General features: G+C 56.6%; 14 protein-coding genes and 1 tRNA gene. 7 read left to right on the top strand and 8 right to left on the bottom strand.

Annotated elements, in window-relative coordinates; all coding sequences use genetic code 11:
• The first annotated feature begins 165 nt into the window (after positions 1-165).
• Positions 166-1,989: a M3 family oligoendopeptidase gene (locus tag ABJF76_RS08575; RefSeq protein ID WP_413821152.1), complete on the top strand. Its 1,824-nt coding sequence runs from the start codon at positions 166-168 to the stop codon at positions 1,987-1,989.
• A 99-nt stretch (positions 1,990-2,088) separates the two neighbouring features.
• Here the strand turns inward: ABJF76_RS08575 and gndA are convergent, their stop codons facing one another.
• Both gndA and ABJF76_RS08565 read right to left on the bottom strand, forming a co-directional pair.
• Positions 2,089-3,486 carry an NADP-dependent phosphogluconate dehydrogenase gene (gndA, locus tag ABJF76_RS08570; protein WP_413821151.1) on the bottom strand — a complete coding sequence of 466 codons (1,398 nt, stop codon included), beginning with the start codon at positions 3,484-3,486 and terminating at the stop codon, positions 2,089-2,091.
• A complete protein-coding gene (locus ABJF76_RS08565) occupies positions 3,483-4,382 on the bottom strand; it encodes an SMP-30/gluconolactonase/LRE family protein (protein ID WP_413821150.1) in 900 nt (299 codons plus the stop codon). The genes gndA and ABJF76_RS08565 overlap by 4 nt, the downstream gene beginning before the upstream one ends.
• Before the next feature lie 73 nt (positions 4,383-4,455).
• Here ABJF76_RS08565 and ABJF76_RS08560 point away from each other — a divergent pair, with 73 nt between their 5' ends.
• Positions 4,456-4,872, top strand: coding sequence for a GlcG/HbpS family heme-binding protein (locus ABJF76_RS08560; protein WP_413821149.1), 417 nt, complete (start codon positions 4,456-4,458; stop codon positions 4,870-4,872).
• Positions 4,873-4,876: 4 nt separating this feature from the next.
• Here the strand turns inward: ABJF76_RS08560 and ABJF76_RS08555 are convergent, their stop codons facing one another.
• A complete protein-coding gene (locus tag ABJF76_RS08555) occupies positions 4,877-5,914 on the bottom strand; it encodes an L-idonate 5-dehydrogenase (protein WP_413821148.1) in 1,038 nt (345 codons plus the stop codon).
• A gap of 149 nt (positions 5,915-6,063) precedes the next feature.
• Between ABJF76_RS08555 and ABJF76_RS08550 the strand changes: the two genes are divergently transcribed.
• From ABJF76_RS08550 to ABJF76_RS08535, 4 genes are read left to right on the top strand one after another with little or no spacing between them, the layout of a single operon-like run.
• Entirely contained in the window at positions 6,064-6,831 is a 768-nt protein-coding gene (locus ABJF76_RS08550) for an SDR family oxidoreductase (protein ID WP_413821147.1), read from the top strand.
• Positions 6,828-7,322 carry a gluconokinase gene (locus ABJF76_RS08545; RefSeq protein ID WP_413821146.1) on the top strand — a complete coding sequence of 165 codons (495 nt, stop codon included), beginning with the start codon at positions 6,828-6,830 and terminating at the stop codon, positions 7,320-7,322. Before ABJF76_RS08550 ends, ABJF76_RS08545 begins: the two co-directional genes overlap by 4 nt.
• A complete protein-coding gene (locus ABJF76_RS08540) occupies positions 7,319-7,486 on the top strand; it encodes a hypothetical protein (protein WP_413821145.1) in 168 nt (55 codons plus the stop codon). The genes ABJF76_RS08545 and ABJF76_RS08540 overlap by 4 nt, the downstream gene beginning before the upstream one ends.
• 14 nt (positions 7,487-7,500) lie before the next feature.
• Positions 7,501-8,517, top strand: a complete 1,017-nt coding sequence (locus ABJF76_RS08535; RefSeq protein ID WP_413821144.1) for a LacI family DNA-binding transcriptional regulator — start codon at positions 7,501-7,503, stop codon at positions 8,515-8,517.
• Between the two features lie 31 nt (positions 8,518-8,548).
• On the opposite strand, the gene ABJF76_RS08530 is transcribed toward ABJF76_RS08535, so the two are convergent.
• The 4 genes from ABJF76_RS08530 to ABJF76_RS08515 all read right to left on the bottom strand — a co-directional run bounded on the left by ABJF76_RS08530 (position 8,549) and on the right by ABJF76_RS08515 (position 12,831).
• Positions 8,549-9,520 (bottom strand): Gfo/Idh/MocA family protein, encoded by a 972-nt coding sequence (locus ABJF76_RS08530; RefSeq protein WP_413821143.1) that lies wholly within the window; start codon positions 9,518-9,520, stop codon positions 8,549-8,551.
• A gap of 63 nt (positions 9,521-9,583) precedes the next feature.
• Positions 9,584-10,504 carry a hypothetical protein gene (locus ABJF76_RS08525; protein WP_413821142.1) on the bottom strand — a complete coding sequence of 307 codons (921 nt, stop codon included), beginning with the start codon at positions 10,502-10,504 and terminating at the stop codon, positions 9,584-9,586.
• Positions 10,505-10,658: 154 nt separating this feature from the next.
• On the bottom strand, positions 10,659-11,555 hold the full coding sequence (gene rpoH / locus ABJF76_RS08520) for an RNA polymerase sigma factor RpoH (RefSeq protein ID WP_413821141.1): 897 nt from the start codon (positions 11,553-11,555) through the stop codon (positions 10,659-10,661).
• Between the two features lie 253 nt (positions 11,556-11,808).
• The gene (locus tag ABJF76_RS08515; protein WP_413821140.1) at positions 11,809-12,831 is read right to left on the bottom strand and encodes an RluA family pseudouridine synthase; all 1,023 of its coding nucleotides are present in this window, start codon (positions 12,829-12,831) and stop codon (positions 11,809-11,811) included.
• Between ABJF76_RS08515 and ABJF76_RS08510 the strand changes: the two genes are divergently transcribed.
• On the top strand, positions 12,821-13,120 hold the full coding sequence (locus tag ABJF76_RS08510; RefSeq protein WP_413821139.1) for a DUF6476 family protein: 300 nt from the start codon (positions 12,821-12,823) through the stop codon (positions 13,118-13,120). The genes ABJF76_RS08515 and ABJF76_RS08510 overlap by 11 nt on opposite strands.
• Before the next feature lie 34 nt (positions 13,121-13,154).
• Here the strand turns inward: ABJF76_RS08510 and ABJF76_RS08505 are convergent.
• Positions 13,155-13,231, bottom strand: a tRNA-His gene (locus tag ABJF76_RS08505).
• Between the last annotated feature and the right edge of the window lie 241 nt (positions 13,232-13,472).

Raw genomic sequence — 13,472 nt, 5'->3', positions numbered from 1 at the left:
ACCTACGGTTAATCCACCTCTGATCCTTTTCATCTTGCCAAATAAACTCCGGGAGGTTTGGAGGGCTGGCCCTCCAGTCTGTCGACGCACGCAAGTGCGGCGAAACCCTTGCCCCCAACCCGTTCCGCCCATACCTATGTCGCAAAGCACCAAAGAGGTTTATCCATGTTCCAACTGCCCTTCCCCGTCCGCGACATCAACGCTTCTGCAGGGGCCCAACCTTTGGGTGATTTACCCGAATGGAACCTTGATGATCTTTACGCGGGCGAAGACGCGCCAGAACTGAAACGCGATCTTGATTGGTTGGAAAGTGCCTGCACCAGTTTCGCCACTGATTACGAGGGCAAGTTGGACGCGCTTGACGCCGCCGGGCTTCTCGACTGCATCAAACGCCAAGAACACATCAACCAGGTCGCGGGGCGCATCATGTCCTATGCGGGCCTGCGCTATTATCAACTGACCACCGATGCGGGCCGGGCGAAATTCATGTCCGACATGCAAGAACAGATCACAAATTTCACCACGCCGTTGGTGTTTTTCACGTTAGAATTAAACCGCCTCGAAGATGACCACCTAAACGGTCTGCTGGCCCAAAACGCAGACCTTGCGCGTTATAAACCGGTTTTTGACCGCATTCGCGCCATGAAACCTCACCAACTCTCGGACGAGATGGAAAAGTTTCTGCACGATCTTGGCGTTGTTGGTGATGCGTGGGAGCGGCTGTTTGACGAAACCATCGCAGGTCTTGAGTTCAACATCGATGGCGAGCCGCTCAACATCGAAGGCACGCTGAATTTCCTGACCGACCCAAACCGCAAAAAACGCGAAACCGCAGCGCGCGAATTGGCCGAAGTCTTTGCAAGCAACATCAAAACCTTTGCCCGCGTTCACAACACGCAAGCCAAGGAAAAAGAAATCCTAGACCGTTGGCGCGGTATGCCCACGGCCCAAACCGGGCGCCACTTGTCCAACGATGTCGAACCCGAAGTGGTCGAAGCTCTGCGCAATGCCGTTGTCGCCGCCTACCCCAAGCTAAGCCACCGTTATTACGAACTGAAACGCAAATGGCTTGGCCTTGATCGCATGCAAGTCTGGGATCGCAACGCGCCTTTACCCATGGAAGATCCGCGTATTGTCGATTGGGACGAGGCCGAGAAGACCGTCATGGACGCCTATAACGCCTTTGATCCGCGGATGGGCGAAATTGCCAAGCCGTTCTTTAAAGATGGCTGGATTGATGCTGGTGTAAAGCCCGGCAAAGCACCCGGCGCCTTTGCCCACCCCACCGTAACCGATGTGCACCCCTATGTGATGCTCAACTATTTGGGCAAACCACGCGATGTGATGACCTTGGCCCACGAATTGGGTCACGGCGTGCACCAAGTGTTGGCCGCCGAACAGGGCGAAATGCTGTCCTCGACGCCTTTGACTTTGGCCGAAACGGCATCTGTCTTTGGCGAAATGCTGACCTTCCGTAAAATGCTGGACGGTGCAAAGAACAAAGCGCAACGCAAAGTTATGCTGGCTGGTAAAGTCGAAGACATGATCAACACCGTCGTGCGTCAGATCGCGTTTTATGACTTTGAATGCAAATTACACGATGCGCGCCGCGGCGGAGAGTTAACCCCCAACGACATCAACGCACTGTGGATGTCGGTGCAGGCGGAATCCCTTGGGCCAGCCTTTGACTTTATGGACGGGTACGAAACGTTTTGGGCCTATATCCCCCACTTCGTGCATTCGCCATTTTACGTTTACGCCTATGCCTTTGGTGATGGCCTCGTGAACGCGCTGTATTCTGTCTATGCTGACGGAACGCCGGGTTTTGAGGAAAAGTACTTTGACATGCTGAAAGCGGGCGGATCAAAGCACCACAAAGAACTGCTGGCACCTTTCGGCCTTGATGCGTCGGACCCTAAGTTCTGGGACAAAGGGTTGGCGATGATTTCCGGCTTTATCGACGAACTCGAAGAGATGGAAAACGAATAACCCCTAGAAACACCAAAGGCGTCGCAATCACGCGACGCCTTTGGTTATTTTGAGAGGTTTAGCGTTCAAACGCACCACCACCATACGCGGGCTAGTCGATTAAGCCCAAGGCCCGTGGTTGTCGCTGGTTCCGTCATCAAGCCGCGCAAAGCCATGCAGGCCAAAGAAATCCCGCTGTCCTTGGATCATGTTCGCCGTACCACGTCCCGTGCGCATTGCATCGAAGTAAGCCAAGGCGGACGCATGTGCAGGCACCGCAACCCCGTGCAGGGCAGCCACAGACACCACCTTACGCAAGGAATCGTGCGTCTTGCTGATCAGATCGGCAAAGAACGGTGCGGCCATCAACGAACGATCCGCATCGTCGGTAAAGGCGCTGGCCATGTCGTCAAGCATGGCAGACCGGATGATGCAACCTTCGCGCCAAACTTGGGCGATGGCGGGCAATTGCAGGTTCCACCCAAACTGTTCTGACGCGCCACGGATCATGCCAAAGCCCTGATCATAGCACAGGATTTTGCCACAAATCATCGCCTGTTCCATCAGTGACACAGGCAGATCATCGGCGTTGATAGCCGTGGGGCCAGTGCCAAATAATTCTTCCATACGGGCGCGTTGGTCGCGGCGTGCAGACAGGTTGCGCGCGACCACAGCGGCTTCGATCACAGGGATGGGCGTGGCAAGGTGCTGCGCCTCAATCGCTGTCCAACGCCCCGTGCCTTTTTGGCCCGCAGCATCCACAATTACATCCAACAATGGCGCATTTGTCGCCGCATCCACGGTGCCTGCAACTTTACCCGATATTTCAACAAGGTAGGATTGCAAAACCCCTTCGTTCCAGCCTTCAAAAATCTTGCCAATGGCCGCAGAATCCATGCCCAAACCATCACGCATCAACCCATAGGTTTCTGCGATCAATTGCATGTCGGCATATTCAATACCGTTGTGCACGGCCTTGACGAAATGGCCTGCACCCTCTTCGCCCATCCAATCGGCGCAGGGGCTGTCTTGGAACTTGGCGGCGATGGCCGACAGGATGTGCGACACACGATCCCAGTGTTCTTTTGGGCCGCCACCCATGATGGCCGGACCGAAACGCGCACCCTCTTCGCCGCCCGACACGCCAATACCAAGAAACGGCGTTTTGATCGCCCGTACGCGGCGGTTTGTGTCGTGGAAATTTGCATTGCCGGCGTCAATGATCAGGTCATTCGGGCCGATCAAATCCGCAAGCGCTGCGATCTGATCATCCACAGGATCGCCCGCAGGCACCATCAAAATGATCGCGCGCGGTTCTTTGATCGCTGCCACAAAGTCAGCAAGGCTTTCTGTTGGGGTGATTTTGTCAGCCAACGGCCCTGCTTCTTTTGCGAAGTCTTGCGTGACAGAGGTCGTGCGGTTGAACACAGCGATGTCAAACCCGTTGTCCGCAATATTCAACGCGAGGGCGGAGCCCATTGTTCCCAGGCCGATTAGCCCGATTTCTGCTTGGCTCATGGTCTTTGAATTCCTTGCCGGTTGAGAGTGATGCAATAAAGACTGGTTGTCGCGGTGATGTATAGCTGATGTTTGGCGCGACCGCCAAAACAGATGTTGGACACCAGTTCTGGCACCAATATTTTGCCCATTACATGCCCATCCGGAGCGATGCAATGCACGCCATCAGCGGCCGAAGACCAAAGGTTGCCATCCGTATCCACACGTATGCCATCCGCGATTCCGGGATCGATTGTGTGAAACAAGCGCCCGCCAGAAATCGCCCCATCAGGCGTACAATTATAAACCCGAATGTGCTGCGCATCATCCGTAAACATGCGCCCCGTGTCCGCCACATAAAGCAAGCTTTCGTCAGGCGAAAAGGCCAGCCCATTGGGGCAGTTCATGTCTGTGACCATGGCCTCAAGCGTTCCAGTTTCAGGTGTGAAACGATAGACGACACACGGATTTTCCTGCGCCGATTGAAAGCCCTCGTAGTTGGTCATGATCCCGTAATGCGGATCGCTGAACCAAATGGATCCATCCGACTTCACCACCACATCATTGGGCGAATTCAACGGCTTGCCCTCAAACTGATCCGCAAGCACCGTGATCGATCCGTCATATTCGGTGCGGGTCACGCGGCGGGTTCCGTGTTCGCAAGAAATCAATCGCCCTTGTAAATCACGGGTGTGGCCATTGGAATAATTGGACGGAGCGCGGTAGACAGATATCCCCTGCCCCGGCGTCCAGCGCATGATTTTGTTGTTGGGAATGTCCGAGAACAGCAAACATCCCGCATCGCCGAACCAGACAGGCCCTTCGACCCAATCAAACCCCGTGGCCAATTGTTTAACCGGCGCGTTTCCAAGGACATAGCTGCCAAATTTGGGGTCAGAGGCTTCAAAAAACGACATTGGCTGGAACCTTTGCGCAATTGCGATATAGGTATCGATAACACTTCACAGCGTCAAACAGACAGAGGCCCGCATGACATATTTTGTACCCACATCCCAACTGACCCACTCAGGCACAATGGCCATGCTCACAGCCGCCATCGCCAAGGCCGAAGAAATCGGTGTGCCTCAGTGCATCGTCATCCTCGATGCCAGTGGCGAACTGCTGGGCGAAGTGCGCATGACCGGGGGCCGCTTTCTGGCGCGCAAAAGTGCGATGGCCAAAGCGTTGACCGCCGCCTCGGTCGGGGCGCCCGGCACCAAGCTGCCCGAAGCCATGCGCACCGCCTTTGCCTTGGCGACTGAAGGCACGTTAACTGGCCTGCCCGGCGGTTTTCCGATCCGCATCAATGGCGATCTGGTCGGTGCCATCGGCGTGGGGTCAGGCACTGGCGATCAGGACATCGAAGTGGCGCAAGCCGCCTTGGCTGCTATCGGTGCAGACAGCTAAACGTCTAGCTCGCGCTAAAATCAATCTGCGCCTTCATGGCGCAGCTGCGATCCCCTGCGATTTCAAAGGCTTCAACAGCCCGACCCAATGGGAACGTCTGGGTGATGAAGGGTTTGACGTTGATCAAACCCTTCTGCATCAGGCTAACCCCGGTGTGGAATTCTTCGTGAAAGCGGAACGACCCCTTTAGCGACAGTTCTTTGGCCGTCATCGCCTGCATGGGTACGGTCATATCGCCCCCCAAACCCAACTGCACGATGGTCCCGCCCGGACGCATGGCCGGAACAGCGCCCGCCAGCGCCACAGCCGCGCCCGAACATTCAAACAGCACATCAAACGTGCCTTTGTTGGTGGTATATTCGGTCAATCCTTCGGCATCATTGGCCATATCGATCACAACATCTGCACCCGCCGTTTGCGCCATGCCCAGCGTAAACGCGCTTAGGTCTGTGGCCACGATCAAATCCGCACCTGCGCGTCGTGCTGCTAAAATGGACAAAACTCCGATCGGCCCACACCCTGTGACCAAAACCGATTTCCCCACCAAAGGCCCCGCCCGGTTCACCGCGTGCAAACAGACAGCAAGCGGTTCAGCCATTGCCGCCTCGCCTGCGCTAAGCCCATCCGCGGGCGCACATTGGCTGGCATCCGCGACCAACACCTGACGAAAGGCGCCCTGAATGTGCGGGAACGGCATCGCCGATCCGTAAAAACGCATGTTCAGGCAGTGATTATAAAGCGCGGCGTCACAATAGGTGCAGTTTTTGCACGGACGCGAGGGCGAGATGGCGACCAACTGCCCCACGCTTAGCCCCGTGACGCCCGCGCCCAATGCTGTGATGTGGCCCGACACTTCGTGCCCCAAAACCATCGGTTCTTTGATCCGGATATCGCCGAAACCACCGTGGTTAAAATAATGTAAATCGGATCCGCAAATGCCCCCCGCCGCCATGGCGATCTGCACCTGACCAGTGCCGGGCGCCTGTGCAGTTTGTTCTTCGATCCGCAGGTCTTTTGCGGCGTGAATGACGATGGATTTCATCTGCATGTCCTTTTGGCGACCCATACGCATCCGTTTTTCACTTGGCTTTTAAGTTGTCCCAAGACGGCGGTTTGATCCTGTGTTGACTCTAATTGTTATCGATAACATAGTGAGTACAACAGCACTTTGTCGAGACCAAAAGGAACCCCATGAGCCTGAACCTTTTTGACCTAAGCGGAAAACGCGCCCTTATCACCGGATCTTCACAAGGCATCGGATTTGCCCTTGCGCGCGGTATGGCCGCCGCCGGAGCAGAGATCGTGTTGAATGGCCGCGACACTGAAAAACTGGCCTCTGCCGCCAAGGTGCTATCGGATGAAGGCGCGATCGTGCACACGCTGCCCTTTGACGCCACCGATCATACCAAAGTGCGCGCTGCCGTAGACACATTCGAAGCGGATGTGGGCGCCATCGACATCCTAGTGAACAACGCAGGCATGCAACACCGCGCCCCGCTTGAAGAATTTCCTGCCGACGCGTTTGAGCGCCTTTTGCAGACAAACATCGCCTCGGTTTTTCATGTCGGGCAAGCCTGTGCCAATCACATGATCAAGCGCGGCGCGGGCAAGATTGTGAACATCTGCTCGGTGCAAACCGCCCTCGCCCGTCCGGGCATCGCGCCCTATACGGCGACCAAAGGGGCCGTGGCAAACCTGACCAAGGGCATGGCGACGGATTGGGCAAAACATGGGCTGCAATGCAACGGCCTTGCCCCTGGTTACTTTGACACGCCACTGAACAAAGCGCTGGTTGACGACCCCGAATTCACCACGTGGCTGTCCAAACGCACCCCTGCCGGGCGTTGGGGCAATGTAGAGGAATTGGTTGGCACCTGCATCTTTTTGTCATCAGCCGCGTCATCATTCATCAACGGCACAACCGTCTTTGTCGACGGCGGCATCACCGCATCCCTATGAGCACCGCTTACGTGGTCATGGGCGTATCGGGTTGCGGCAAAAGCCGGATCGGCGCAGGTTTCGCCGCCGCCATCGGTGCGCAGTTCATCGACGGCGACAGCCTGCACCCCCAAGCCAATGTCGACAAAATGGCGCGCGGAGAACCATTGAATGACGCCGACCGCCACCCGTGGTTAAAGGACGTTGGCCGCCACCTTACCCCCAATACCGTCATCGCCTGTTCTGCGCTAAAACGCAGTTATCGCGACTTGATCCGCGAAACGGCAGGTACGCGCGTGGTCATGTGCCTTTTGCACGGCACACGCGCCGTGTTGTGGGACCGTGTCAGCAACCGCCCCGGGCACTTTATGCCACCTGCCTTGCTCGACAGCCAATTGGCGACGCTTGAACTACCAACCTCAGACGAAACCCACGTCATCGTCGATATCGACAACACACCCGATCACATCATCAAAACGTTGATCGCGGCCACGCAAGGATTGACCCAATGAGCCTTGAAATCGAGCTGGTCGGAGCGGATGCGATACGCGGTCATGCGCAGGCAGCTCAGACAAAGGCATTCCGTGCACAATCCAAAGACGTGACCACCAAAAACGTTAACGGGCGCATCAACATCACATCCCCTCGACCATCAAATTCAAGCCTTAGGCGCTAAGACAAGGCCCCGTCATGCAACGTTCATCTGTCACAATGAAAGATCTTGCAGCCGCTTTGGGCGTGTCTGTGATGACGGTCAGTCGAGCCTTTAAAGCCGACAGTTCCATGAACGAAGCCACCCGCAAGAAAGTGCTGCAAGCGGCCCGTGACCTTGGCTATGTCTTTGATTCAACAGCGGCAAATCTGCGCACCCAAAGCACAAATTTTGTCGCCGTCATCATCCCATCGATCAACAACGCAAACTTTGCCGACACCGTCGGCGCGCTGTCAGACCGTTTGGCCGAAGCAGGAATGCAAGTGCTGCTTGGCAACAGCGGTTACAACATCGCAGACGAAGAAGTGCTGATCGAGCAATTGCTGCGCCGCAAGCCTGACGCCATTGTGGTCACAGGCGGGCGCCACAGCGATTATGGGCGCAAACTGCTGGCGGGGGCTGGTATTCCGGTCATTGAAACGTGGGATTTGCCCGCCGATCCAATCCAATATGTCGTTGGCTTTTCCAATGCGGCCACCATGCACGCGCTTGTCGATCATTTTGTGGCCAAGGGCAAAACCCGCATCGCATTTGTTGGCGGCGATTCCAATGCCGACACACGCGGCGCGGATCGTCGCAAAGGGTTTATTGCCGCCATGAAGCAGCACGGGTTGGACGCCGCGCGCTTAATTAACGCAGGTCAAGCCCCGCTTGGCATGCAGGCGGGCGGGCGCGCGATGGCGGAACTGCTTGAGGCAATGCCAGATACTCAAGCGGTGATCGGCGTCGCTGATCCGATTGCCTTTGGGGCACTCTCGGAATGTCAGCGGCGTGGTCTTCAGGTGCCCCGCGACATCAGTATCGCGGGCTTTGGCGCATACGAAATTTCAGCCGTTTCACACCCGACCCTGACCACGATTGACCCCCAGCCGCGCCGCATTGGGCGCGAGACTGCCGAGCTGATTTTACGCTTGCGCAGTGCCGACGCCGACAGCGCGCCAGAGCCCAAAATCACGCAAATCGATTGGTCAATCTGCGCGGCGCAATCCAGCTGACAGGTTCCCTGACAAAGCGGGCGTGGTAACGTTAGCTGGCCGTTTTGGCAAAAACCGCATCGATCATCGCTTGCGTTCCACGCGCATCCTCAAGCTGCCACGCAAATGGCGCGCCACCGCGCAGATGCGCGCCGAAAGCTTCGACCTGAAGCACATAGTGGTTCACGCCGGGAAAGCGGTCTTCGGTGATTGTCGTTCCTTGATGCAATTCAACCCGTGCCGTCCCAAACGAGCCGGGGTTGAAGGGGGCCGTCAGTTTTATCACCCCTTCATCACCAACAAAGGTCATGTCTTGAACCGGATGCATGCGCATCGAATTGATCCAATGGGCGGAAAAGCCGTCAAACCGCGCAGAGACACGCGCCAAAACATCCACACCGTTTTCAAAATCCACATCTGCGTGCGTGATCTCGGTCGGTTCTTGACCGCATAGCCAGCGGGTCGCGCCATAGGTATAAACGCCGATATCAGGAATCCCGCCGCCACCGGTTTCGGGCTTGTTGCGCACATTACCGGGGTCAGAGGCGTTGTTATAGCCAAACAGCCCGTCCACATGGACCAAGCGCCCGATCGCCCCATCGCGGTACAATTGGCGGGCACGCTGCCATTGGGGATGGTGCACAATCATGTAGGCTTCGGTTGCAAAATACCCCGATGCATCGCGTGCGGCGATCAAGGCGTCGTATTCGCCGGCCGCCATCGCCATCGGTTTTTCACACAACACGTGTTTGCCAGCGGCCAGTGCTTTTAGCGACCATTCCACATGCAAATGATTTGGCAACGGAATATAGACCGCGTCGATTTCAGGATCAGCCAGCAAGGCAGCATATGTGTTGTGCACCCGCAGGTCCGGGCAAAAGCTGGTAAAACCCGTCGCCTTGGCCAGGTCAGACGTGGCCAAAGCCGCCAACCGCGCCCCCTTGGCGGCATGAATGGCCGGCGCCATATGTTGGCGCGCAAAATTGGCAGCACCCAGAATGCCCCATCGGATTGGACCAGCCATATCTATTTCTCCCTTAAAGTTACTCCACCTTAGCCGACGCAAATCCGGCATCAAGCGCCAGTGTCAGCCCAAGCCACACCGCGCCAGCACCCGGTCAGCCAGATCAGCATCCACGCTGCTGAGGCATTGATCGCCAAAATACCACCAGATGAATTTATCATAGGCCCGTTTGCGCGGAGGGCGCATCAAGGTCTGCGTCAAATCCTCAACTGAACGTGCGACGTCAGCCACGTGATGGAAATCCGACTGGCCACACAAAAGTACGGGCTTGCGATGCAGGTATGCCTCGATCCCGACAGCAGAATTGATGGTCACAACGCGGTCAGCATTTGCGATCAAATCGTGGATATTACCATCACTGATCGACATATGCGGGAAACGTTCAAGACGGTCGCGCAGGCCTTGGGCTGTGGCCGGGTCAAGGTCGCGCGGGTGCGGTTTGACGACGACAGGCCCATCAATCGCGGCGCACACCCCGTCGAGCATTTCCCATCGATCAAGATAACACGTTTCCCCGACGACGCGGTGGCCTTCGGATTGCAAGAACACAGCCGCTGCGACCTTGCCCAAATCAGTGACCTCATCAGGTTGCGCATAGCGTGACGTCCGCCCCCCGACCATGCGCTGACGCAGGCGGCGAAAGAACGGGCGCGCGATTTCGGGGTCAATATCGTCTTGGGGAAAGGCTTTTTGCGCGATCGACGAAAACGCGCGGATGCCCTGCGCGTCAAAATTCCAGAACGGGTAAATATAGGCAACATCTGCATTGCGCACCCGAGGATGGGCAAAGCGACCATGGTGCACCACATGAATGGCGTCGTCTTCCTCGACCCGCGCGGGCAAGGTGTCACGGTCAAGCACTTCGACTTCGATGCGGACACCGCGCGCCTGTAGCCCATCGGTTAAACGCAGGTAAAACGGTTGCAGGCCCTTGCCCCCAAAGCTTAACCAACTGCGTGGCACGTGAAATACGATCTGTGTCATGGTGCCGACGCTACCTGCAACGTCGGCAAATCAAAACCCGTTGTACCATTCCTACCCTGTTTAGTGGTCGGCGCGCTGAGTTTTCAAACACCAACACTGCACAAAAAAAGGGCCCCGCTTTGCAGCAGAGCCCTTTCAATCATGTCACGGCCAATCAGGCAGAGGCCATCAACCCTTTGGTGCCCGCAATGTCGCGCATTTTCTTCTGCAACTTTTCAAAGGCACGCACTTCGATTTGGCGAATGCGTTCGCGGCTGACGCCATATTGCTCGGACAGATCTTCGAGCGTGATGGCTTTTTCAGACAGGCGGCGTTGAGTCAGGATGTCCTTTTCACGGTCATTCAACACATCAAGCGCTTCGGTCAACATTTCACGGCGCACTTCCAACTCGTCGCGGGCTTCATAGTCGCCCGCTTGGTCGGCGCTTTCGTCCTCAAGCCAATCTTGCCATTGCATGGTCCCCTCGCCCTCGGAACCCACCGTCGCATTCAGCGACGCGTCGCCCCCCGAAAGTCGGCGGTTCATGCTGATCACTTCGGCCTCGGTCACGTTTAGATCATTTGCGATCCGGGCAACGTTTTCCGGGCGCAAATCGCCGTCTTCCAAGGCGCCAATTTTGTTCTTGGCTTTGCGCAGGTTAAAGAACAGTTTCTTCTGCGCCGACGTCGTGCCCAATTTCACCAAAGACCAAGAACGCAGGATATATTCCTGAATCGAGGCGCGAATCCACCACATCGCATAGGTCGCAAGGCGAAAGCCTTTTTCTGGGTCAAACCGTTTGACGGCTTGCATCAGGCCCACATTGGCCTCTGAAATCACTTCGGCCTGCGGCAATCCGTAGCCACGGTAGCCCATGGCGATTTTGGCGGCGAGACGCAGGTGGCTGGTGACCATCTGGTGCGCGGCACCGGTGTCTTCTTTTTCGACCCACGCCTTGGCAAGCATGTATTCTTGTTCGGGTTCCAGCAGAGGAAACTTACGAATTTCCTGCATATACCGGTTCAAACCACCTTCTGGGGTGGGTGCGGGTAGATTTGCGTAATTGGCCATGTCATCCCTCCGTAGGTGCCCCTTGGTTGATCCATGTTTAGAGGCTTAACATCTATATGGGTGCTCCACCCCGTTCTCGCAAGGGGTTGTGGTGCGTGTTCCAATCTTGATCCATTTTCCGCGCATAGTCTGGTCGCATGTCCCATTTTCACGCGCTCGTGCGGTTCATTGCAAAAACAGGTTAATTTTTCGCAAACTTTTTTAGATCAAGTGGTTCCGAACTGTGGATTGTTACAGTTCAGACGGTCACCGCCTAGGAAAGGCTGTCCAGAAGCTTTTGAAAATCTGGTGCCAAAGGCGTTTCAAAGCGCATATTTTCACCTGTGACGGGGTGTTCGAACCCCAAAACAGCAGCGTGCAAGGCTTGTCGCCCAAAGCCCGAGATCGCTTCGATGGCCGCATCACTTAACGCACCCTTGGCCAGCTTGCGTCGCCCGCCATAGACCGGGTCGCCGATCAATCCATGCCCGGCATGGGCCATGTGCACCCGAATCTGGTGGGTGCGCCCCGTCTCAAGCCAGCATTCAACCTGCGCCAGGACCTCGGGCGCACCGTAGCGTTCCACCAATCGCGCCCGCGTCACCGCGTGCCGCCCGCCATGAAATAGAACGGCTTGGCGCTGGCGGTCGGTTTTATGACGCGCGAGTTGCGTGGTCAGTTTTAGCACGTTGCCCGGTTCAAAACTGGTGCCCTTAATTCCGCGCAACCGCGGATCGTTGGCATCTGGCACGCCGTACACCAAAGCGCGGTAGTACCGTTCAACTGTGTGGGCAGCGAATTGCGCGGCAAGCCCGTGATGCGCCGCATCGCTTTTGGCCACAACCAAAAGCCCACTGGTGTCTTTGTCAATGCGGTGCACAATGCCGGGGCGTTTCATGCCGCCAACACCCGAAAGGTCGTCGCCGCAATGGTGCATCAGCGCGTTCACAAGCGTGCCGGACGGTGATCCGGGGGCCGGATGCACCACCATGCCTGTCGGTTTATTCACAACAATCAGGTGCGGATCTTCGAACACCACATCCAAAGGGATGTCTTCGGGCTGGATATGGCTTTCTTGGGCCTCTTCGACCTCGACCTCGATCACGGCGCCCGCCTTGGCACGGGCTTTGGGATCGCTGGCAACGACGCCATCCACGCGCACGGCTCCCTCGGCCATCAAACGGGCCAGCCGCGTGCGCGAAAGGGCCGCGTCCTCTGGCACGTCACGCGCAATCGCCTTATCAAGACGTGCGGGCGGTTCATCGCCCAAAATAAAGGATATGCGGTTGGACGACATAGAGACCCCTTTGGAACCTACGAATTTGCGGTTCCTGCGCCGATTGGTGACAGTGCTGACCATCATCATGATTGTGGGCGTTGTAACCGTGGTGTCGCTGCTTGTCATCCGCTTGAATGCGGCCCCTGCCCCGTTGGCGCTGCCAGAACAGGTGACACTGCCAAACGGCGCAACGGCGTCGGCCTTTACCGTTGGTTCAGACTGGTTTGCGGTGGTGACAGAAAACGACGAAATCCTGATCTTTGATCAAGTAACCGGCACATTGCGCCAGACGATTGTGTTAGACTAATTGTTTAGATGAAAAGCGCCACGCTGGCGCAAAGTGGTACCGGGGGATGGTTTCGAACCAACTGCCTCGTGGACCACAACCACGCGCTCTAACCAATTGAGCTACCCCGGCACTGAGGCCCAAATAACCGCGAGGTTCGGCGATTGCAAGACCGTGAAAAGCGATAAATCCACGTTTTCGCCCATCAACGCCCAACCAAGCTTGTGAACGGGGTACAACTTGATCAGCTGGCACGAGATAGACGGGTTGAACCTGTTGGCCGCACCAAACGCGTGGCGTGACGTTCCAGCCCTCGATCGGTGGCAAAACGATCAATAAAGCTGCGGTTTCACCGACCCCTTACGCCCCTTAT

Source organism: Tateyamaria sp. (assembly GCF_039940735.1).
In the GTDB taxonomy this organism is placed as follows: Bacteria; Pseudomonadota; Alphaproteobacteria; order Rhodobacterales; family Rhodobacteraceae; genus Tateyamaria.
Note: the sequence above shows the minus strand (reverse complement) of the source record. Positions and strands in the feature narration are given on the sequence as shown.

Bases quoted from the DNA above. Each gene is read 5' to 3' on its own strand.
- ABJF76_RS08575 (WP_413821152.1), top strand. From the start codon at position 166: ATGTTCCAACTGCCCTTCCCCGTCCGCGACATCAACGCTTCTGCAGGG.
- gndA (WP_413821151.1), bottom strand. From the start codon at position 3,486: ATGAGCCAAGCAGAAATCGGGCTAATCGGCCTGGGAACAATGGGCTCC.
- ABJF76_RS08565 (WP_413821150.1), bottom strand. From the start codon at position 4,382: ATGTCGTTTTTTGAAGCCTCTGACCCCAAATTTGGCAGCTATGTCCTT.
- ABJF76_RS08560 (WP_413821149.1), top strand. From the start codon at position 4,456: ATGACATATTTTGTACCCACATCCCAACTGACCCACTCAGGCACAATG.
- ABJF76_RS08555 (WP_413821148.1), bottom strand. From the start codon at position 5,914: ATGAAATCCATCGTCATTCACGCCGCAAAAGACCTGCGGATCGAAGAA.
- ABJF76_RS08550 (WP_413821147.1), top strand. From the start codon at position 6,064: ATGAGCCTGAACCTTTTTGACCTAAGCGGAAAACGCGCCCTTATCACC.
- ABJF76_RS08545 (WP_413821146.1), top strand. From the start codon at position 6,828: ATGAGCACCGCTTACGTGGTCATGGGCGTATCGGGTTGCGGCAAAAGC.
- ABJF76_RS08540 (WP_413821145.1), top strand. From the start codon at position 7,319: ATGAGCCTTGAAATCGAGCTGGTCGGAGCGGATGCGATACGCGGTCAT.
- ABJF76_RS08535 (WP_413821144.1), top strand. From the start codon at position 7,501: ATGCAACGTTCATCTGTCACAATGAAAGATCTTGCAGCCGCTTTGGGC.
- ABJF76_RS08530 (WP_413821143.1), bottom strand. From the start codon at position 9,520: ATGGCTGGTCCAATCCGATGGGGCATTCTGGGTGCTGCCAATTTTGCG.
- ABJF76_RS08525 (WP_413821142.1), bottom strand. From the start codon at position 10,504: ATGACACAGATCGTATTTCACGTGCCACGCAGTTGGTTAAGCTTTGGG.
- rpoH (WP_413821141.1), bottom strand. From the start codon at position 11,555: ATGGCCAATTACGCAAATCTACCCGCACCCACCCCAGAAGGTGGTTTG.
- ABJF76_RS08515 (WP_413821140.1), bottom strand. From the start codon at position 12,831: ATGTCGTCCAACCGCATATCCTTTATTTTGGGCGATGAACCGCCCGCA.